The organism is Romboutsia maritimum (genome assembly GCF_002251085.2).
GTDB lineage: Bacteria > Bacillota > Clostridia > Peptostreptococcales > Peptostreptococcaceae > Romboutsia_B > Romboutsia_B maritimum.
The window spans coordinates 25,631-46,869 of sequence record NZ_NOJZ02000020.1 but is presented as its reverse complement, the minus strand read 5'-3'; the positions used below and the strand labels follow the sequence as shown (position 1 = coordinate 46,869).

General features: G+C 29.0%; 24 protein-coding genes and 1 pseudogene. 20 read left to right on the top strand and 5 right to left on the bottom strand.

Annotated elements, in window-relative coordinates; all coding sequences use genetic code 11:
• The 3 genes and pseudogenes from CHF27_RS10340 to CHF27_RS10330 all read left to right on the top strand — a co-directional run.
• Positions 1–225, top strand: a pseudogene (locus CHF27_RS10340) (hypothetical protein); the annotation flags it as partial.
• A 158-nt stretch (positions 226–383) separates the two neighbouring features.
• A complete protein-coding gene (locus CHF27_RS10335) occupies positions 384–1,934 on the top strand; it encodes an ABC-F family ATP-binding cassette domain-containing protein (RefSeq protein ID WP_095406830.1) in 1,551 nt (516 codons plus the stop codon).
• A 143-nt stretch (positions 1,935–2,077) separates the two neighbouring features.
• Entirely contained in the window at positions 2,078–2,713 is a 636-nt protein-coding gene (locus CHF27_RS10330) for a TIGR01906 family membrane protein (protein WP_095406829.1), read from the top strand.
• Positions 2,714–2,839: 126 nt separating this feature from the next.
• Here CHF27_RS10330 and CHF27_RS10325 read toward each other — a convergent pair whose 3' ends face one another.
• Positions 2,840–3,103, bottom strand: coding sequence for a cysteine-rich small domain-containing protein (locus tag CHF27_RS10325; RefSeq protein WP_095406828.1), 264 nt, complete (start codon positions 3,101–3,103; stop codon positions 2,840–2,842).
• Between the two features lie 160 nt (positions 3,104–3,263).
• Here CHF27_RS10325 and hflX point away from each other — a divergent pair, with 160 nt between their 5' ends.
• The 4 genes from hflX (at position 3,264) to CHF27_RS10305 (ending at position 6,494) form a co-directional block, all read left to right on the top strand.
• Positions 3,264–4,547 (top strand): GTPase HflX, encoded by a 1,284-nt coding sequence (gene hflX, locus CHF27_RS10320; RefSeq protein WP_095406827.1) that lies wholly within the window; start codon positions 3,264–3,266, stop codon positions 4,545–4,547.
• An 8-nt stretch (positions 4,548–4,555) separates the two neighbouring features.
• Entirely contained in the window at positions 4,556–5,221 is a 666-nt protein-coding gene (locus CHF27_RS10315) for a HEAT repeat domain-containing protein (RefSeq protein ID WP_095406826.1), read from the top strand.
• Between the two features lie 107 nt (positions 5,222–5,328).
• Complete coding sequence (locus CHF27_RS10310; RefSeq protein ID WP_095406825.1) at positions 5,329–5,766, top strand: NUDIX domain-containing protein; 438 nt, start codon at positions 5,329–5,331, stop codon at positions 5,764–5,766.
• A gap of 83 nt (positions 5,767–5,849) precedes the next feature.
• Entirely contained in the window at positions 5,850–6,494 is a 645-nt protein-coding gene (locus CHF27_RS10305) for a YigZ family protein (protein WP_095406824.1), read from the top strand.
• A 134-nt stretch (positions 6,495–6,628) separates the two neighbouring features.
• Here CHF27_RS10305 and CHF27_RS10300 read toward each other — a convergent pair whose 3' ends face one another.
• Together CHF27_RS10300 and CHF27_RS10295 are read right to left on the bottom strand one after the other, a co-directional pair.
• Entirely contained in the window at positions 6,629–7,000 is a 372-nt protein-coding gene (locus CHF27_RS10300) for a sulfite exporter TauE/SafE family protein (protein WP_095406823.1), read from the bottom strand.
• Positions 7,000–7,377, bottom strand: a complete 378-nt coding sequence (locus CHF27_RS10295) for a sulfite exporter TauE/SafE family protein (RefSeq protein ID WP_095406822.1) — start codon at positions 7,375–7,377, stop codon at positions 7,000–7,002. The genes CHF27_RS10300 and CHF27_RS10295 overlap by 1 nt, the downstream gene beginning before the upstream one ends.
• A 117-nt stretch (positions 7,378–7,494) precedes the next feature.
• On the opposite strand from CHF27_RS10295, the gene nadE reads away from it, so the two are divergent.
• The 3 genes from nadE to CHF27_RS10280 all read left to right on the top strand — a co-directional run bounded on the left by nadE (position 7,495) and on the right by CHF27_RS10280 (position 13,430).
• The gene (gene nadE, locus CHF27_RS10290; protein ID WP_095406821.1) at positions 7,495–8,250 is read left to right on the top strand and encodes an NAD(+) synthase; all 756 of its coding nucleotides are present in this window, start codon (positions 7,495–7,497) and stop codon (positions 8,248–8,250) included.
• Between the two features lie 142 nt (positions 8,251–8,392).
• Positions 8,393–9,115 (top strand): YebC/PmpR family DNA-binding transcriptional regulator, encoded by a 723-nt coding sequence (locus CHF27_RS10285; RefSeq protein WP_095406820.1) that lies wholly within the window; start codon positions 8,393–8,395, stop codon positions 9,113–9,115.
• Positions 9,116–9,572: 457 nt separating this feature from the next.
• The gene (locus tag CHF27_RS10280) at positions 9,573–13,430 is read left to right on the top strand and encodes a cell wall-binding repeat-containing protein (RefSeq protein ID WP_095406819.1); all 3,858 of its coding nucleotides are present in this window, start codon (positions 9,573–9,575) and stop codon (positions 13,428–13,430) included.
• Positions 13,431–13,522: 92 nt separating this feature from the next.
• On the opposite strand, the gene CHF27_RS10275 is transcribed toward CHF27_RS10280, so the two are convergent.
• Both CHF27_RS10275 and CHF27_RS10270 read right to left on the bottom strand, forming a co-directional pair.
• A complete protein-coding gene (locus CHF27_RS10275; RefSeq protein WP_330409784.1) occupies positions 13,523–13,873 on the bottom strand; it encodes a DUF1540 domain-containing protein in 351 nt (116 codons plus the stop codon).
• Positions 13,874–14,006: 133 nt separating this feature from the next.
• Entirely contained in the window at positions 14,007–14,327 is a 321-nt protein-coding gene (locus CHF27_RS10270; RefSeq protein ID WP_095406817.1) for a hypothetical protein, read from the bottom strand.
• Positions 14,328–14,495: 168 nt separating this feature from the next.
• Here CHF27_RS10270 and CHF27_RS10265 point away from each other — a divergent pair, with 168 nt between their 5' ends.
• The 10 genes from CHF27_RS10265 to scfA all read left to right on the top strand — a co-directional run bounded on the left by CHF27_RS10265 (position 14,496) and on the right by scfA (position 21,171).
• Entirely contained in the window at positions 14,496–15,092 is a 597-nt protein-coding gene (locus CHF27_RS10265; RefSeq protein ID WP_095406816.1) for a hypothetical protein, read from the top strand.
• Positions 15,093–15,239: 147 nt separating this feature from the next.
• Positions 15,240–15,749, top strand: coding sequence for a crossover junction endodeoxyribonuclease RuvC (gene ruvC, locus CHF27_RS10260; protein WP_095406815.1), 510 nt, complete (start codon positions 15,240–15,242; stop codon positions 15,747–15,749).
• Positions 15,742–16,344 (top strand): Holliday junction branch migration protein RuvA, encoded by a 603-nt coding sequence (gene ruvA, locus CHF27_RS10255; RefSeq protein ID WP_095406814.1) that lies wholly within the window; start codon positions 15,742–15,744, stop codon positions 16,342–16,344. The genes ruvC and ruvA overlap by 8 nt, the downstream gene beginning before the upstream one ends.
• Before the next feature lie 21 nt (positions 16,345–16,365).
• On the top strand, positions 16,366–17,382 hold the full coding sequence (gene ruvB / locus CHF27_RS10250; RefSeq protein WP_095406813.1) for a Holliday junction branch migration DNA helicase RuvB: 1,017 nt from the start codon (positions 16,366–16,368) through the stop codon (positions 17,380–17,382).
• A 134-nt stretch (positions 17,383–17,516) separates the two neighbouring features.
• Positions 17,517–18,542 carry a tRNA preQ1(34) S-adenosylmethionine ribosyltransferase-isomerase QueA gene (queA, locus tag CHF27_RS10245; RefSeq protein WP_095406812.1) on the top strand — a complete coding sequence of 342 codons (1,026 nt, stop codon included), beginning with the start codon at positions 17,517–17,519 and terminating at the stop codon, positions 18,540–18,542.
• Positions 18,543–18,551: 9 nt separating this feature from the next.
• A complete protein-coding gene (locus CHF27_RS10240) occupies positions 18,552–19,022 on the top strand; it encodes a phosphate-starvation-inducible PsiE family protein (protein ID WP_095406811.1) in 471 nt (156 codons plus the stop codon).
• 19 nt (positions 19,023–19,041) lie between these two features.
• Positions 19,042–20,163: a tRNA guanosine(34) transglycosylase Tgt gene (gene tgt, locus CHF27_RS10235; protein ID WP_115976162.1), complete on the top strand. Its 1,122-nt coding sequence runs from the start codon at positions 19,042–19,044 to the stop codon at positions 20,161–20,163.
• 87 nt (positions 20,164–20,250) lie between these two features.
• Positions 20,251–20,541, top strand: a complete 291-nt coding sequence (gene yajC, locus CHF27_RS10230; RefSeq protein WP_115976158.1) for a preprotein translocase subunit YajC — start codon at positions 20,251–20,253, stop codon at positions 20,539–20,541.
• 57 nt (positions 20,542–20,598) lie between these two features.
• A complete protein-coding gene (locus CHF27_RS10225; RefSeq protein ID WP_115976156.1) occupies positions 20,599–20,961 on the top strand; it encodes a TIGR04086 family membrane protein in 363 nt (120 codons plus the stop codon).
• A gap of 66 nt (positions 20,962–21,027) precedes the next feature.
• On the top strand, positions 21,028–21,171 hold the full coding sequence (gene scfA / locus CHF27_RS10220; protein WP_092726719.1) for a six-cysteine ranthipeptide SCIFF: 144 nt from the start codon (positions 21,028–21,030) through the stop codon (positions 21,169–21,171).
• The last annotated feature ends 68 nt before the right edge of the window (positions 21,172–21,239 follow it).

The following is a 21,239-nucleotide window of genomic DNA, read 5'->3' as shown; positions in this document are numbered from 1 at the left end:
ATACAAAAAAGATTTGTATCTCATGATTTACCTATAATGTTAAACAGTATAGATGAATATGTTGATTATAATTCAGAACAAGCATTGAAAATAGACTATATGTATAGAAATTTAACTGATTTAACTAGTAAATTTTATTTAACTGCAATTAAAAGTATAACATTGTCTCAAAAAAGTACGGCTGGTTGTATGATAATGTTTTTTAAAGACTTATTATATATGTAAAAATATTTTAATAATATAGCTGGGGTTGTCTCAAAATTATTTTGATTCATCCGCAGCTATATTAATTTGTAAGTATATAATAGGATACTTGATTTAAGTTAAAAAAGAATATATTATAGTATAGAATATAGACAATAAATTTATAAAGAGGTGTTAAGATGCTAGTAGTTGAAAATGTTAGTCATGGTTTCGGATCGAGAACAATACTAGAGAATGTTTCATTCAGGCTTAGAAGGGGTGAACATATAGCTTTAGTTGGAGCAAATGGAGAAGGAAAATCAACTTTTTTAAATATAGTAACAAAAAAACTTATGCCAGATGCAGGTGATATAAAGTGGTCTTCTAGAGCGACTGTTGGATATTTAGACCAACACACAGTGCTTAGTAAAGGTAAAACTATAAAAGATATATTAAGAGACGCATTTAAGTATATGTTTGATTTAGAGCAAGAAATGATAGGTATGTACGATAAAATGGGAGAAGCTGAAGAAGAAGAAATGAATAAACTTCTTGAAGAAACTGCCCAAATACAAACGATATTAGAAAATAGTGGGTTTTATATGATAGATGCTAAAATCCAAGAGGTAGCTAACGGATTAGGCCTTGGGGAAATAGGATTAGATAAAGATGTAACTGATTTAAGTGGAGGACAAAGAACAAAAGTACTTCTTACTAAATTATTACTTGAAAACCCTACTATACTTATACTGGACGAGCCTACAAACTATTTAGATGAAGAACATATAAATTGGTTAACTAGATATCTTCAAGAATACGAAAATAGTTTTATATTAGTATCACATGATATAGATTTCATAAACAATACTTGTAATGTAATATATCATATGGAAAATGGAGAATTAAATAGGTATAAAGGAAATTATGATGAATTTGTTAGACTTAACGATATAAAGAAACGTCAAGAAGAGCAAGCTTATGATAAGCAAGTAGAAGAAAGAAAGAAACTTGAAGATTTCGTGGCTAGAAATAAAGCAAGAGTTGCAACTCGTGGAATGGCAAACAGTAGACAAAAAATATTAGATAAGATGGAAATATTAGAAAGACCTAAAGAAAAAATAAAACCTACTTTTGGATTTAAAGAAGCTAGAGCAGCAAGTAGAATAATATTTGAAACAGAAGATTTAATATTAGGATACGATGAAGCTTTAACTAAGCCACTTAATTTCCAATTAGAAAGAGGTCAAAAAATAGCTTTAAAAGGTATGAATGGTATAGGAAAATCTACGCTATTAAGAACTTTACTTGGGATAATCAAGCCTTTTGGTGGAAAAGTTCATATGGGAGATTATTTAGAAGTAGGATATTTTGAACAAGAAAGTTCAAGAGATAACTATAATACTCCAATGGATGAAGTATGGGCAGAGTTCCCTGGACTTTCAAACTTTGAAGTAAGACAACACCTTGCTAAATGTGGACTTACTAATGAGCATATAACAAGTCAGATGAGGGTTTTAAGTGGAGGAGAAGCTGCGAAGGTTAGATTATGTAAAGTTATGCTTAAGAATATAAATCTATTAGTACTTGATGAGCCTACAAACCATTTAGACGTAGAAGCTAAAGATGAGCTTAAAAAAGCTATAAAAGAATTCAAAGGAACTGTACTTTTAGTATCACATGAACCTGAATTTTATAGTGATATAGTTGATAATGTATGGAATATAGAAGATTTCACTACTAAGATAGTATAGGATATATGTGGCATCTAATATTGTGAATCGTGTTTGTACTCATGCAAGATAAAGTGTATCTTGCAAATGAGTACTGAACTACGATGTCACAATATTGTATGCCTAGTCTTATAGATTTAGTTAGGGGTAGGAGAAAAGTTGATATGAAGAGGTTTTTGAATATTTTATTTTCTTTTTGTCTTAGTATTTTAATTATTGCTGGGGCGGTTAGGTTTACTATGGAGTTTAGAGAGCTTTATTATTTTGATATTGATTATTTGAATATACCTAGTTTTACGGGGATGTCTAGAGAAGATATAGTTCTTAATTATGACTATTTAATTGATTATAATTTGAGATGTGATGATTCTGAATTTAAAATGCCTACATTAAAGTCTTCTCCTAAGGGAAAAATTCATTTTGAAGAGGTAAGAAATATTTTTCAAAATGTTAACAAGGTATTATTTATTTTCTTTGTAATTTCTATAATTGGCATATTTGTAAGTTTTAAGAATAGGAATATAAAAATCTTAAGTTTAACTTCAAAAGTGTTACTTGTCATTCCTTTAGTTTTGTCGATTCCTATTATTTTAAATTTTGAAAAGAGCTTTATAGTTTTTCATAAGTTACTTTTTGAAAATGATTATTGGATTTTTGATCCTAATTTAGACCCAGTTATAAATATGTTACCAGAAGAGTTTTTTTTTCATTCAGGAATTATGATAATTATATTAATTTTATTATCTAGCGGTATTATTTATAGCATATATAGAATTTTAAATAAAAATAAGTTTTATTAATAGAAGGTCATTTATTAAAAATTAAAAAGTATAAACGATTCAAGTTATAAAAATAGTGGGAATATTTTATTTTTTATGTCAAAAAAGTTGTGTCAATATAGAAGTTATATTAACACAACTTTTTTATTATTCATTATTACTTGCAATTTTAACTATATCCTGGAATTTACTGATTATATATTCAAAGTTATTTTTATTATGAGGAAGGAAACAATTAGAACAATCCTTGATGCCTTTATCAGTATATCTAAAATTTCCACCACAATTTTTTCCTAAAGCATATAAAGGACAGTAACAGAATAAACAGTTGAATTCATCAGGTTTGTTTGTCTTATGACATGGAAAGTATTCACAAGATTTGTGATTAAAAAATTTATAATTTTCACTCATATGATTATCTCCTATTTTTTTAGTAATAATATAATTATACTAAAGATTTACATTAATGGTATAATAAAAAAAATAGTGAAGTAGTATACTCTAAACAGAGTTGAGTTATTTTATTAAAGAGGTTTAAATTAAAAAAAGTATTTAAAACGAGGTGTTAATAATGGAAGAAAAAAGAGAGAGAGCTTTCCTTGTAGGACTTAATATAACTTCTACAGCAAGAAGAATTGATGATATAGACATAAATGATTCAATGGAAGAATTAAAAGAATTAGCAAAGGCAGCAGGAGCAGAGGTTGTAGGAAGTATAGTTCAAAATAAACAAACTAGAGATGCAGCTTATTATTTAGGAAAAGGTAAGATTGAAGAAATAAAAGCATATTGTGCTTCGTTAGATGCTACTATGGTAATTTTTAATGATGAATTATCAGGAGCTCATATAAGGAATATAGAAGAAGTAGTTGGAATTAAAATTATAGATAGAACTACTTTAATATTAGATATATTTGCTCAAAGGGCATTAAGTAAAGAAGGTAAGTTACAGGTTGAGCTTGCCCAGTTGAAATATAGATTACCTAGATTATACGGTATGGGTGGAGCAATGAGTAGAACTGGTGCAGGTATCGGTACTAGAGGCCCAGGGGAACAAAAACTAGAAGTAGATAAAAGACATATACTTAATAAAGCAGCTGATATTAGACAAGAGCTTAGAGAAGTTAAAAAAAATAGAGAAACACAAAGGGTTCAACGTTTAAAATCTAATATACCAATAGTTGCACTTGTTGGGTATACAAATGCAGGAAAATCTACTTTATTGAACGAATTAATAAAGACACATAAAGATTATGATATACAAAAAGAAGTAATGGCAAAAGATATGTTGTTTGCTACATTAGATGTAACTTTAAGAAAAGCACTTTTACCAAATAAAAAAGAATTCTTAGTTGTAGATACTGTTGGGTTTGTAAGTAAGCTTCCTCATGACTTAGTAGAGGCATTTAAGGCTACGTTGGAAGAAGTTCAGTATGCAGATTTAATTTTACATGTAATAGATGCGACTAATGATAGTTATGAGTTACAAAAAAATACTACGGAAACTGTACTTAAAGAGCTAGGGGCACACGACAAAAATACTATACTTGTATACAATAAAATAGACAGATTAGAATTAGATATATACCCTAAAGATCAAGAAGATAAGATATATATATCTGCTAAAAAAGGCATAAACATGGATAAATTGTTAAACATGATACAAGATGCCATAATGGAAAGTACTTATCCAGTAAGTCTTTTATTACCTTATGATAAAGGTTATATATTTAGCAAAATTAAAGACAAATATAACGTAGAAAATTTTGAATATGGAGAAATTGGAATAACAGTTGATGTAAATTTAGACGAAGAAGATTATAATATATATAAAGAGTATATATTAGAGAAGTAGGTAATAATATGAATATAAATTGGGATAACATAGAACAATTAGAGGATTATTTTATAACCTATATTCTTTATAAAGAATCTAAAACAGTATCTCAAATCAGTAAAATAAGAAATTTATCAATCTCAGAAGTTAATGACCAATTAATAAAAGCAAAACTAGAAATAAAGTCAATGCTAAAAGATAAACTAGAAGCATCTAAAGATATTTTAGATAAGTTTTTAGAGCTAGACAAATCTAGAAGGCTTGAATTTATGGAAGGTTTACATGCAGAAAGGATGGTAGATTTTAAGAGGAAAATTTACAGAAGAATACTTACCGAAAAAAATGCAGAAGATTTAATGATTTTAATATGGGCAACAGGTGAGTTAAAAGATGATAGGTTTTTAAATTTATTACATCCTCTCACAGGTCATAGACATTCCGATGTAAGACGTATAACTTACTCAGCGCTTCGCAAAATAGAATCACCAAAGAGTAGAGATTATTTACAACGAGGACTATATGACACAAATGCTCAGACTAGACAATACTGTGCAAAAGCACTTGCAAAAATAGGAAATAAAAATAGCTTAAAGATGTTGATACAGTTAAAAAATAAAAAACAATTTGAAAAAGATTATGTATTGAGGGCATATAATGAAGCTATTGATACATTAGAAAAGGCAGATAAATAACATAAAGGATTTTAACTTAACATATAATTCAATAAACTAATTATTTACCTATAAATGTATCTCCAGAAGTTAACATAAAAAAAATAGTTAATAGGAGGGGTTTAAAAATGATATTAAGACATTGTGCAGGTGGAGTAGTATTTTATGCAAATAAGGTTCTTTTATTAAAAAATGATAGAAATGAATGGACGCTACCACAAGGAAGAATAACTGATGGTGGTCTTCCAAATGACAGTGCTGTTTTAACGGTAAAAGAAGAAACGGGTATAGATGCGAATGTTATAGAAGTAGCAGGCGATACTATGTATGAATTTTTCTCAAGAACTAGACAAAAACAAGTAACGAATGCTATTATATGGTATATTATGGACACAAAAGATACTAACTACATACTTAAAGATGAATTTATTGATGGTGGATTTTATAAAGTTAAAGATGCATTAGATATGTTAACACACAATAAGGAAAAATCATTAGTTGAAATATCTTATAAAAAATATAAAGATTTAAAGAAAAAGAGTTTAGAAGGCGAAATGTCTATATAAATTAGAAAATAACAAGGAGCTGTTTCAAGATATAAATTATTATTTTGAGGCAGCCCCTTTTTAGGGTATACAGGAGGATGAAAATGGGTAGCTATAAGACAGTACATGAGTTTAATAAAGATGAAATTATAATAGAAAAATCAACTTTTATTGGATATGCAAAACCTATAAAAACAGAAGAAGAAGCAGTAGCATTTGTAAATGAGATAAAGAAAAAGCATAAAGATGCTACTCATAATGTGTGGGCGTACACTGTTGGTCAAAATATGAATATTCAAAGATATAGTGACGATGGAGAGCCTCAAGGAACGGCGGGAATTCCTACATTAGAGGTTATAAAGAAAGAAGATTTAAGAGATATTGTAGTAGTTGTAACTAGATATTTTGGAGGAGTAAAATTAGGTGCAGGTGGTTTAGTTAGAGCATATACAAAGGGAGCTAAGGTAGGTATAGAAGCGGCTAAAGTAATTGAAAAAGTAATGTACCAAGAAGTTAGAATAAAAATAGACTACAATCAATTAGGGAAAATTCAAAATGAGATAATGAATATGGGATATTTTGTAAAAGATACTATTTATGAAGATAATGTTGAGATGATAGTTTATTCTAGATTAGAAGAAGTAGAAAATTTAACTTCTAGAATGACAGATATAACTAGCGCTACAGCAGTTATATCTTTAGGTGAGGAGTTTTATCTTTCAGAGCAAAATGGACAAATTTTAATATAAAGAATTTAACCAATAGTTAATATTTTGTAACTAATGTTTAACTATATCTCCATTGTTTGAGTGATAATGAGAAATAACCTAGCGAAGGGATGAAAATCTATATTCATCCCAAGCGGTAGGATAACCTTTTAAATTCACTTTTCTTTTTTACAAGGTTCACAGAATCCTTTTTTTATTTCAAATCCTCCAACAATAAGTAAAAATACACCAAATACTTTTCTTAATACTTCAGAAGAAATAAAATTAGCTAAGAATGAACCAAAAATTGCACCAAATATACCAAATAAAGCTATGGGTATAACTAATTTAAAGACTACATTTTTATTTTTCATATGAACAATAAGAGCTACTAAAGTCATGGGAATTGATGAAAGTAGGTTTACACTTTGAGCTATTTTAGGGTCTATACCTGCAAATAAAATTAAGGCAGGAATGAGTATAGTTCCTCCACCCATGCCCATTCCTCCAATTATACCAGCAAAAAATCCTATTAAAGCAAATAACATTAAAACACCATCCTTAACGCTGCGATAATCATTATAGTTCCAAAAGATAGCCTAAGAAATTTACCAGTTACTTTGCTTAGTAATTTAGCCCCAACAATGCCTCCAATGATACTTCCAATAGCTACTTTGATGGTTAGAGAAATATCATATGTACCTTTTGATATATAAATTACAGAACTTGCACTAGTTAAGAAGACTATTACAGCAAGGGCAGTTGCATGAGATTTATGTTCTTCTACCTTTAGAATATTATTTAATATTGGAACTAATATATTTCCTCCTCCAGAACCAAATAATCCATTTATAAATCCTGTGAAGGAACCAATTATTGTATTTTTTATATTAAAATCAAAATACTTATTTTTCAAATTAATCACCTTCTAGAAGTAGTGTTAACAGAAAGGATAAATTATATTTATAGAACTCATTAAAATTAAATTAATATGCTATAATAAACCTATAAAAACATGAAATCAAATAGAAAGGGGAAAAATATGACAGATATAAATGCAAAAATAGATAAAACAGTGAATTGGCTTAGAGAAAAAGTAAAAGAATCTAATACAAAGGGATTAGTTGTAGGGGTTTCAGGTGGAATTGATTCTGCTGTAGTTTGTTATTTAATAAAAAAGGCGTTTCCTAATAATTCTATGGGTGTGATTATGGAAATTAAGAGCAATCCAAAAGATAGGGAAGATGCTCTTAAAGTTATAAATGGATGTAATATAGAGTATCTTGATTTAGACTTAACTAAACCACAAGAAGATATATTAGATATAGTTACAAATGCTATGAAAAATAAAAATTTATATAAAGAAGAATATTTAAAAATGACAGATGCAAATTTAAGAGCGAGAGTAAGAATGAGCACTATTTATACAGTTGCTAATAATTTAGGATATTTAGTTGTAGGAACTGATAATGCAGCTGAAATACATACAGGATATTTTACTAAATATGGTGATGGAGGAGTAGATCTTGTGCCTCTTGCAAATCTTACGAAAAAAGAAGTTTATGAATGGGCAAAAGTACTAGGAGTTCATGATACTGTTATAAATAAAGCTCCATCAGCAGGTCTTTGGGAAGGACAAACTGATGAAAATGAAATGGGAACTACATACAATATGATTGATGCTGTTGTAGAAGGAAAATTAGAAGAAGTTCCTCAAAAAGATAAAGATATAATTGATAGACTTCACAGAATTAGTGAACATAAAAGACAAACACCTTCAAAGCCTCCTAAGTTCTAATTTACTAATTTTAAAATTTATGCTAAAATCTACGAGTGACGATAAATTTTCAAGTACTTTTAAATTAAATGGTTATATATGTAAAGTGATATAAACTTTAATATAATATATAAACTAATTATACGTATTAAGGAGTGGAATTATGGGACGTATAGGAAATATAATCAATAAAAAAGGTAAACAAGATGCCAAAAGAGCTAAAGTATTCACTAAACATGCAAGAGCAATAGCAGTTGCAGCTAAAGAAGGTGGAGGAAATCCAGAATACAATGCAGCATTAAAAACTGCTATAGACAAAGCTAAGGCAGATAATATGCCAAATGATAATATAGATAGAGCAGTAGCTAAAGGTGCAGGAGCTGGAGCTAATGAAAACTACGAAACTATAGTTTATGAAGGATATGGACCAGGAGGAGTTGCAGTTATAGTTGAGACTTTAACTGATAATAAAAACAGAACTGCTGGAAATGTAAGATACTACTTCGATAAAAATGGTGGTAACTTAGGAACTAGTGGATGTGTATCTTTCATGTTCGATAACAAAGGACAAATATTAATAGAAGCAGGAAACGGTGTTTCTGAAGAGGAATTAATGGATGCAGCTTTAGAAGCTGGAGCAGAAGATTTCATAACTGAAGAAGATGGATATGAAGTAGTAACTGCACCAGAAGATTTTGCAGCAGTTCGTGATGAATTACAAGCTAAGGGATATGAGTTTATATCAGCAAGCGTTAAGTTAATACCTCAAACTACTACAGAATTAACTGATGAAGAACAATTAAAGTTTATGAACAGATTAGTTGATATGTTAGAAGATGATGATGACGTTCAAAACGTAGCTCATAACTGGGAAATAGCTGAATAATAACTTAGTATAATATAAAAATGAGAAAAACCCCTTTATATAAATAATCAAATTTATATAAAGGGGTTTATTTTTATTAAAATAAATAAATCTTTTTATTTAGGGTTCCATCAAAGATAACAGAGCTCCTTTGCTTAGATTCAGGCGGATGGGGATGTGTAATAATAGGAATAATAGTACTTTACATAATGAATAGGATAGGGATACTTTTTATATAATGATTTTTATAAAGTAAGGAATAATGAATTAATGTGTGAAGTGAAAATAAAAAGTATTTTGATGTAGAAATTACCTAGTTTATTGACGAATGAAAATAATAGACAAGTTATACCAATTAAAATACTATTATTATATAGAATAATCCAGAAATACAGGAAAATAAATTTCAACATAGGATAATCAAGTTGGCTTTGTTAATCATTTGACTAAATTAATCTTAATATTGGAGGGGTATGAGATGAGTTTAAAGAAAAATAAAAGAAAAATGATTATAACATCGGTGATGTCAAGTGCTTTAGTAGTGAGTGCTACACCTGTTCAACTATTTGCAGAGGAACAAAAAAGCACAGATGTACAAGTAAATTCAGAGGAGATAAAAAGTGTAGAAGAAACACAAGAAGTTAAAGAGCCTCAAGAATCTATAGTACCTATAAGTCAAGAAGTAGAGGATGATAAACAAGTAGAATCAAAATTAAAAGTTAGCAAATCAACTTTATCTATGACAGCAGAAGATACTATAGAAATAGAAGCTACATTTGACCATGAAGTTAATAAAGATGATTTGAAAATTACTTTAGGTGATAAATCATTAGATGAATGGAAAACTTATGTCATAGATGATAAAGATTATACTGGAGAACCTTTTATAAAGATAGATGATACGATTGGAGAATGTGGATTCAAGATAGAAAATAAAGATGGAAAAAGCACAGTAAAAGCAACTCTTAAAGCAGGTCTTTTATATGGAAAAGAGGATTTGAGTGATAGAAAAATACGCGTTAAATTCCCTGAAAAATTAGGAAAATATGTATTAAAATTAAGTGATAAAAAAAGTAGTTTTGAAACAACTATGAAACTTAATGTTTATGATAGTTATAGAACTTACAATGAATTAAAACCAGAGATAGATAGAATATTTAAGGAAAATAAGAATAAAATACATTTATCTTATGAATCAATAGGTAAATCTATAGAAGGCAGAGATTTACACTTTGTAACTGTGGCAAAGGATAAAAAATCTGTAGATGAATATCTTAAAATGGTTCCTACTATGCTAGAAAATCCTAAATCACTTCAAGAAAAAATCAAAAATAATCAAATGGGAGATTACAAGGTACCAATATTTATAAATAATATACATCCAGATGAATCTCCAGGAATAGATGCACAATTAGATTTCTTAGAAAAATTAACAACTCAAAAACAGATTACATACAAAACTACAGATGAATCGAATAAGGAAATAGAGAAAACATTAGATGTTGAAGAACTTTTAGATCATGTAATATTCTTAATGGATATAACTGAAAATCCAGATGGTAGATATTATAATACAAGACCAAATGCTCTTGGATTTGATGTAAACCGTGATAATGCATATCAAACACAAAGAGAATCACAATCACTAACAGCGCAAATAGCTAAGTGGAACCCGATTTCATTTTTAGATTTACATGGGTTTGTGGAAAAATTTTTAATAGAACCTTGTTCACCACCTCATGACCCAAATTACGAATATGATTTAATTGCAAAAAATGTAAGTGCAGAGGCTCATGCAATGGGAAAAGCAGCTATAGCAAATAGTAAATATAAAAGCTATCAAATTCCATACGAGGATCAAGATGAATTTAAATATGGTGGATGGGATGATGCTGCACCAGCATATACAGCTACATATGCACTTCATCATGGAGCACTTTCACATACTATTGAAATGCCACAGTTAAATCAAGAATCTAATGATGCAGTAGTTCATGCTATATTAGGAGCATCATCTTTTGTATTAGAAAATAAAGATAAATTATTTAATGATCAATTAGAATATTTTAGACGTGGAGTAGAAGGTATAGACGATAGAAATATAGATAAATTTTTAGTGAATGGAGAATTAAAACAAGTAGGAAGACCAAGAGGACAAAATGAAAATTTCTTCCCAGAATATTATGTACTTCCTATAAATGAAGAATTACAAAAAAATAAAGCTCAAGTGTATGATACAGTAGAGTATCTTATAAGAAATGGAGTAAAAGTAAGTCAACTTAAATCTAATACAAACGTAGATGGTAAAACATATGCTAAGGGAAGTTATGTAATTGATATGCATCAAGCTAAAAGAGGATATGCAAATGCAATATTATATCAAGGTTCTGATGAATCTACATTTAGTCAGATGTATTCAGAGATAGTTTTAAATTTCCCAGATGTAAGAGGATTTAATGAATATGAAATAAGAAAAGCTAATGAATTTAAAGATCAGCTTACAGATGTTAAATCAGTTAAAAGAGATGGAACAGAAGTAGGAAGTTATAGAGAATATGTGATAAAAAACACTAATAATGATGCAATAAAAGCAGTAAATAAGTTACTAAAAGATAATAAAAAAGTACAAGTTTTAACTAAAGCAAATAAAGATTATGAAGAAGGAGATTTCTTAGTATCAGCAAACGATCTTAAATCAGTTTCAAGAGATTATTCCTTAAAAATAGTACCTTTAAAAGAAGCTGTAAATGCAAAAAAACTTGAAACTCCAAAAGTATATGTAAAAGGAACATACAGTGATTTTATATTAAAACAGCTAGGATTTAATATTGTAAATAATATAAATGAAAGTGATATAGTAGTAGATGAAAGTTGGGAAGATATAAATCCAAAAGATATAAAAGATGGAATAGATTATTTAGGTATAGGATATGGAGCTTTACAAAATGTTGGAACTAATTTAATAGAAGGATTAAAATTAGGAATACAAGAATCAAATAAATGGTGTATGTATGAAGGGCTTTTAAAAGCTGAATATGATAAAGAAGATATAAATACTAGTGGTTATGATGATGAACAATACATTTACACAGCAGAGGGAAGTTGGATAGAATCTGTACCTAAAGGTGTAAAGACTATTGCTACGGTTTCAAATAAAGATGATTATTATGTATCTGGATGGTGGCCAGAAAATAAAGTTGTAAAAGGTAAGGCAATGGGTGTAACTAAAGAAATAGGCGATACAAATGTTACATTATATGCAAATACAATAACAAATAAAGCTCATACTCAAGCATCATATAGATTACTTTCAAATCCTATTTATAACTCTATAGAAAGTAAAGAAGAAATCATTAAACCTTCATCAAAACCAAGTGGAGGAAGTTCAAGTAGTCATAGCTCAAGTAGTAGCTCTAAAGAGTTAAAAGTTATATCACTTGAAGGTAGTGATAGATATGATACAGCTATAAAATTAAGTAAATCTAAATTTGATAAATCAGATACTGTTATATTATCAAACTCAAAATCATTAGCAGATGGATTGACAGTTAGTCCACTTGCAACATATAAAAAAGCACCGATATTATTGACAGATGGAGTTAATTTAAGTAAACAAACAAAAGAAGAAATAGCTAGATTAGATGCTAAAAATGTAATAGTTATTGGTGGAAATGAAGTAATAAAAGATAGTGTTATAAATCAACTTAAATCTGAAGGTATAAGTAAAATAGAAAGATTAGGTGGACAAGATAGATATGAAACTTCATTACAAATAGCTAAATATATAGATGAAAATTGTTACAAAGTAAAAGATATAGTAGTTAGTGGAGGGGAAGGACAAGCAGATGCGTTATCTATATCATCAGTGGCAGGAAAACAAAAAATGCCTATAATATTAGTTGAAAAAAATAAAGTTACAGATAAAACATATGAATGGTTAGAATCTAAAAATTTACAAAATGCATACGTAATGGGTGGATTAAATGTAGTGGGAGAAAAAGCATTTAATGATATAAATAAAATAACATCTAAGGATATAAAAGATAACAGAATAGGTGGACAAGATAGATATGAAACAAATGCAAAAGTAATAGAAAAATTCTATGAAAAAGATTTAGATAAAGTATATGTAACAAAAGGTAGAGAACTAATAGATGCATTAACAGCAGGACCAGTAGCATCATTAGATGAAGCACCAGTAGTAATAACAGATAAAGAATTAAGTTCTCAACAAACAAAAGCATTAGAAAATAAAGAAGCAAATACTTTAGTAAGAGTTGGAGGTGGAATAGTACAAAAAGTCATTGATTCATTAAAATCATGCTTAAACAAATAGTTTATGTAAAAAATATTTAATATTAAAAAGGGTGTAAATTATAATTTACACCCTTTTGTTAGTAGTAACTATGTAATTATTATTAAAAAATATTATTTACATTTAAAACTAGAACAATATGTTTCAGAATAAAGATTAGCTTTGCCTACATTAGATGTTACAGCGATATTGTTAAGTGCACAGATGTTACCAGCATTGTGAGTACAAGTTTTAACATTGCAATTTACGATATTACAAGAACCCTCACCGTTAGTATTATTAGTTAAATTACTGTAGTTAGATTCATCTAAAAAAGAACCACAACAAGTATGGTTACTAGTACGAGCTTTTTTTCCACTTACATTTATTTTATTCGCAAAACAGATGCCACTGTCATTGTGAGAACAATTAATTACATTACAACTTATTTTTTCCATAATTTTACCTCCTAATAATATATTCATTAAGGAGTATTTCCATTTTAACAAAAAATATAGCCCTTTAAAAAAGAAAAGGAAAATTCGCTTTGCTTATAACGCTAACTAAAAAAGAAAAAGAAATTTGTTGGCGAAAACTTCTAAGCTAAGCGACTAAAATTTAATTTGAATATTTAAATAACGAATTAAAAATATCTTCATTTAAGAGAGCTTTTGCAACTAATTTGGAGGAACTAGGAAAAGATTTTATAGGAGCATATACTTCAAATAGTTCTTTTTCATAATCTGAAATACTAAGTTTTTCGCCAGCTTCTATTCTTAATTGAAAGTCATTAGTAAAATTACGTATATTTAAAAAATCTTCAAGTTCAATATTAATAAATACAGTAGCCTTATGTTGAGGCTCTTTAAGAAAAAGAATTTTTTGTTTGAATTCTAAAAAATCTAATTTATCGTAAATTAATCTTATATATGCACTCAAACTAAAACCTCCCTTCTATGGATTTTAAAATATACTCTATAATATGTATTAAATGAAAGAATGGCACAAAAAAATTACTTATATCTTATATAAAGTTACTAAATTTTACCTAAGTTGTATAAAAAAATATACTATGGCGAAAATAATGTGTAAAAGGAGGTAACTACTATGTTTGAAAAAAAAGATTCATTCCCTTGGAAAATACCAGTGTTAATTTTAACCGGGTTACTTGTATTAAGCAGTGGAATTTATATAGGAGTTAAGACTAGAGGAAATAACCAAGTGAAAGCTAGAACGAATATAGCGCAAACTAATGAAAAAACTAAAGAAGCACTTGGATTAAATAAAAACTGTGAAATATGGCTTCACCAAAAAAGTGAAGATGGAAGTGATCTAGCAACAGGACCATCCATGATAGGCGTAGTTCCAGAGTCATTATTAACAAAAACAGAAGGCGAAATAGTAAAATATTTTAAAGAAAAATATCCTAAAAGAACAGTAGAAAGTATTAATAAATATCAAATAATATTATCTGAAAAAGTTTCATTAAATGACCCTTCTAAAGCTAATAAATATTCAATTGAGAGTAATGAAGGAATTATAGGTCTTTATAAATACAATAATAAAGGAGATAGAGAATTGGTAGAACAAACACAAACAAAATTAGAATCTCTACCAAAGACTGTTCAAGATGAAATTAAAAAAGGTGTTTTAATAGAAACAGAAGATGAAGCATATTCTAGATTAGAGGATTTTGGAAGCTAAAAAACTGTCTCAAAATAATAGTTTGATTTTTATAAAAACTACTATTTTGAGACTTTTTAATTTCCAACAACTCATATATTCCCCACCAGAATAATTATTAATGATATAATAATACAGAACATAAGTTTTCTGAAAGGGTAGGTAAATATGATCATATTAGGCATAGACCCAGGAATAGCAATTGTGGGTTACGGAATAATAGAATATAAAAATAATAAATTTAGAGTCATAGATTATGGCGCAGTTACAACTCCTGCACATATGGATATGTTAAAAAGATTAGAACTTGTATATAAAGGAATTGACCTTCTTATAAAAAACTATAATATAGATGAAGTAGGAATTGAAGAATTATTCTTTAATAAAAATGTAAAGACAGCAATTACAGTTGCGCAAGCTAGAGGTGTTACCATGCTTGCTTGTGCTCATAATGATAAGCCAGTATATGAATATACACCTCTTCAAGTAAAACAAGGCGTGGTTGGATACGGTAGGGCTCAAAAAGCACAGGTACAGCAAATGGTAACATCATTTTTAAACTTAAAGCAAGTACCAAAGCCAGATGATGTAGCTGATGCATTAGCTGTAGCAATTTGTCATGCTCATGCAAATAAATTAGAAAAAACTTTAAAAAACATAGGGGGCAGATATGTATAGTTATATAAAAGGAACAATAGAAGAAATTCGTTTAGATAGTATAGTAATTGAAAATAATAACATAGGATATAAAATAAATGTATCTTCAAATACAATACAAGACTTACAAATGGGAAAATTGGCTAAAATATATACTAAGTTAATAGTAAGAGAAGATGATATGAGTCTTTGTGGATTTTTTAGTCAAGAAGAACTACAGATGTTTGAATTACTTACTTCAGTATCAAAAATAGGACCCAAAGTAGGACTAGGAATATTATCGTTTGCAAAACCAAAGCAACTAGGGGCATTTATATTAAGTGAAGATATAGCAAAATTATCAAAAGCTCCAGGTGTGGGTAAAAAAACAGCAGAAAGAATAATACTAGAATTAAAAGATAAAATAGATAAGCATAATGTGGAATTTGAACCAACATTATTAAGTAAGTCTCCAATAGGAGTATCACAAGATGAGGCAATAGATGCTTTAGCTGCATTAGGATATTCACTACAAGAAGCTAAAGAAGCAGTAGATAAATGTAAAAAAGATAATTTAAATACAGAGGATATAATCAAGAAGTCCTTAACATATATAATGAGTAAATCATTAAGATAATAAAAAGTAAGGGGGACAAGTATGTTTGATTTTGAAGATGAAAATAGAATAATAACATCTACAATGCAAAATGAAGATGTTGACATAGAAAATAATTTAAGACCTAAAACATTAGAAGATTATTTAGGACAAGAAAAGGCTAAAGAACAATTAAGCATTTTTATAGAAGCAGCAAAATCTAGAAATGAACCTTTAGACCATGTTTTATTATATGGACCTCCAGGACTTGGTAAGACTACATTATCAAGTATAATAGCTAATGAAATGGGTGTGAATTTAAGAATCACATCAGGACCAGCAATTGAAAGAGCAGGAGATTTAGCAGCGATACTTACAAATTTAAATGAAAATGATGTTTTATTTATAGATGAAATTCATCGTATAAATAGAAGTGTAGAAGAAGTTTTATATCCAGCTATGGAAGATTACTGTTTGGATATAATAATAGGTAAAGGGCCTTCAGCAAGAAGTATAAGACTAGATTTGCCTAAGTTCACATTAATAGGAGCTACTACTAGAGCAGGAATGCTTACTAACCCTTTAAGAGATAGATTTGGAGTTATATGCAAGTTAGATTATTATACAGTAGATGAACTAGCTCAAATAGTAATAAGATCAGCAAGTATTTTGGGAGCTGAAATTCAAGCTGGTGGAGCCATGGAAATTGCAAAACGTTCTAGAGGAACACCAAGAATTGCAAATAGATTATTAAAAAGAGTAAGAGATTATGCACAAGTAAGAGCTGATGGAAATATAACAGACGAAGTTGCAGACAAAGCGTTAGAACTTATAGGTGTGGACAGTTTAGGTCTTGATTATGTAGATGAAAAACTATTACTTACAATAATAGAAAAATTTAGAGGTGGACCTGTTGGACTAGATACATTAGCAGCATCTATAGGGGAAGACAGAAATACAATAGAAGATGTATATGAGCCATATTTGCTTCAATTAGGATTTTTAAATAGAAGTCCAAGGGGTAGAATTGCTATGCCATTAGCTTATGAACACTTGAATATACCTTATGAAAATAAGTAATTAAATAAAAATAAAAAATATAAAAACATTAAATATACAGTGGTACACATGTATTTATATACATATTGTATAGAAAAAAATTTGTTTTTTTGTTATCATTGTATTTGAATAATTTTTTGAAAGGGAGTTTAACATTGAAGACGAGTGACTTTTATTTCGATTTACCAGATGAATTAATAGCTCAAGTTCCCATTGAAGACAGATCTAGTTCAAAATTAATGGTTCTAGATAAAAATACAGGAGAAATAGAGCACAAGATATTTAAAGATGTAATAGAATACTTAAATCCAGGAGATTGCTTAGTACTTAATAATACTAGGGTTATACCAGCTAGATTAATAGGTGAAAAGGTAGATACTGGAGGAAAGATAGAATTTTTATTATTAAAAAGAACAGAAGAAGATACATGGCAAGCATTAGTTAAGCCAGGAAAAAGAGCAAAAGTTGGAACTAAGTTTTCTTTTGGAGAAGGAAAATTAATTGGAGAAGTAGTAGGACTTGCAGAGGAAGGGTCTAGAATTATAAAGTTCCATTACGAAGGAATTTTTGAACAAGTTTTAGATGAATTAGGAAACATGCCCCTACCTCCATATATAACAGCAAGATTAGAAGAAAAAGAAAGATACCAAACAGTTTATTCTAAGCATAACGGATCAGCAGCAGCTCCAACAGCAGGTCTTCATTTTACAGAAGAATTACTACAAAAAATAAAAGATAAGGGTGTAGAAATTGCTTTTGTAACATTACATGTAGGTCTTGGAACATTTAGACCAGTAAAAGTTGATGATGTTTTAAATCATGAAATGCATTCAGAATATTATATGGTTCATAAAGAAGCAGCTGATAAAATTAATACAGCAAAACAAAATGGTAATAAAGTAATTTGTGTAGGGACTACTAGTTGTAGAACGGTAGAATCTGCATGTGATGAAGATGGATTTGTAAAAGAAACTAGTGGATGGACAAATATATTTATATACCCAGGATATAAGTTTAAAGTAGTAGATAACCTTATAACTAATTTCCATTTACCAGAGTCTACTCTAATAATGTTAGTTAGTGCATTAGTAAACAAAGAAGCTGTTCTTAATGCTTATGATGTAGCAGTAAAAGAAAGATACAGATTCTTTAGCTTTGGAGATGCTATGATAATAAAATAGGGGGAATTCATGAAAAATATAGACAAAAGAAGCATATCGTTAAAAGTAGCATATATTTTTGAATCGGTTCTTGCAATAGTAGTTTTAATTGCAGTATTTTTAGGAACGATTGATGTTCTAAGAATGATATGGCAAGCCTATATTGTAGAATTTAAAACACCTGTACAATATAGTCAATTAAATGACTTATTAGGTCAGATACTACTTTTAGTTATAGCTGTTGAGCTTGTAGTAATGCTATCATTACATCTACCAGGTGCTGTACTGGAAGTCCTTTTATATGCTATAGCAAGGAAATTACTATTACTTCCTAAAAACTCAGGAATGGGAGATTTATTATTAGGTATAATCGCAATAGCAGGATTATTTGCAATTAAAAAATACTTATTAAGTAATGACAATAATACCATGAATGCAACCAGTATACACTATAATGGTGAAGGTGAAAATAATTTAGATGTTCAACATGAGAAACACTAAAGTTAAGGAGAAAAACAATATGTACGCAGTAAGATACGAACTTATAAAAACTTGTAAGCAAAGTGGAGCTAGACTAGGAAGATTACATACTCCACATGGAGTTATAGAAACACCTATATTTATGCCGGTTGGGACGCAAGCTACAGTAAAAGCTATGACACCAGAAGAGCTAAAAGAAATAGGTTCACAAATAATACTAAGTAATACTTATCATTTATACATGAGACCAGGTCATGACCTTGTAAAAGAAGCTGGTGGTCTTCATAAATTTATGAACTGGGATAAACCAATACTTACAGATAGTGGAGGATTCCAAGTATTCAGCTTAGGACCACTTAGAAAGATAACTGAAGAAGGTGTTAACTTTAGATCACATATAGATGGATCAAAACATTTTATAAGTCCAGAGAAAGCTATGGAAATTCAAAATGCATTAGGTTCAGATATAATGATGGCATTTGATGAGTGTGCTCCATATCCAGCTGATAGAGAATACGTAAAGAACTCTTTAGAGAGAACTACTAGATGGTTAAAGAGATGTAAAGAAGCTCATAAAAATACAGAAAATCAAGCATTATTTGGAATAATTCAAGGTGGAATGTACAAAGATTTAAGAGAGCAATCTGCTAAAGAAGTACTAGCTGTAGATTTACCTGGATATGCAATAGGAGGACTTAGTGTTGGAGAACCTAAGAAATTAATGTATGAAGTATTAGAATATACAACTCCATTAATGCCTGTAGATAAACCAAGATATTTAATGGGAGTAGGTAGCCCAGATGATCTTATAGAAGGAGTTATAAGAGGAGTAGACATGTTTGACTGTGTTTTACCAACTCGTATAGCTAGAAATGGTACAGCAATGACAAGTGAAGGGAAAGTAGTAGTTAGAAATGCAAAATATGCAAGAGACTTTACGCCTTTAGATCCTGAGTGTGACTGTTACTGCTGTAAGAATTACACAAGAGCATATATAAGACACTTAGTTAAAGCTAATGAAATATTAGCATCTAGACTTATATCTACTCACAACTTACATTTCCTATTAAAATTAATGGAACAAGTAAGACAAGCTATAATGGAAGATAGATTATTAGATTTTAGAGCAGAATTTTTCCAAAAGTATGGATATGAATTATAAGATTTAGACTATTATTTGTATTTATTTTAATATATAATAATTATGATACTTAAATGAAATATTAAACATATTAAAGGAGTGAAAATTATGCCAGGTGGACAATCAATGATAACAGTAGTACTTATGTATGTTGCTATATTTGCTATCTTTTATTTCTTATTTATAAGACCTCAAAAGAAAAAAGATAAGGCTTTAAAAGAAATGAGAGCAAACATATCTGTAGGGGATAAGGTTAGTACTATAGGTGGAATAGTTGCAAATGTAGCTAAAGTTGAAGAAGATGTAATAATATTAGAATTAGGACCAAACAGAACTAAAGTACCATTTGAAAAATGGGCTATAGGAACAGTTCAATCTAAAAAACAAGAAGTTGAATAAGTTGTAATGTAAGTACCTTTCCTAGAATATATATATTTCGAGGGGAGGTATTTTTTTATGGAAAAATCCAATTACGTTTTAAAAGGCTTAGGATATGCCTACATAATAACTTTAGCAACTTTACTTATATATAATTTGATACTTACTTTTACAAGTGTATCAGGTACATCAATAGCAATGGCAACATCATTTATAACTACTATATCATCAGCATTTGGGGGATTTTATGCATCCAAGCATATAAAAGAGAAGGGACTTATATATGGTCTTTTAGTAGGTGTTTTGTACATAGTATGTTTAATATTAATAGTTTATTTAGCTAAAGAAACTTTTGCATTTGAGATTGATGTACTGTATAAAATTTTATTAACATCTTTAGCTGGAGGCATTGGTGGAGTTCTAGGAGTGAACTTCAAATAAAGTTTCATATATGGAAATTTTATGATATAATCAATGGAGATTAATTAGAAATGGGAGGTAGTAAAAATGGAAAAGAAGCATATAAAAACTTTATCTAAAGCTACTTTAAAAAACAGCGCTGCTAAAGGTGGATGTGGAGAATGTCAAACTTCTTGTCAATCAGCTTGCAAAACTTCTTGTACAGTTGCTAACCAAGAATGCGAAAGATAGTTTAGTATTTCAAATGAAATTCTAATAGAGAATATGTAAATAAGGCGCCTTTAAGGCGCCTTATTTTA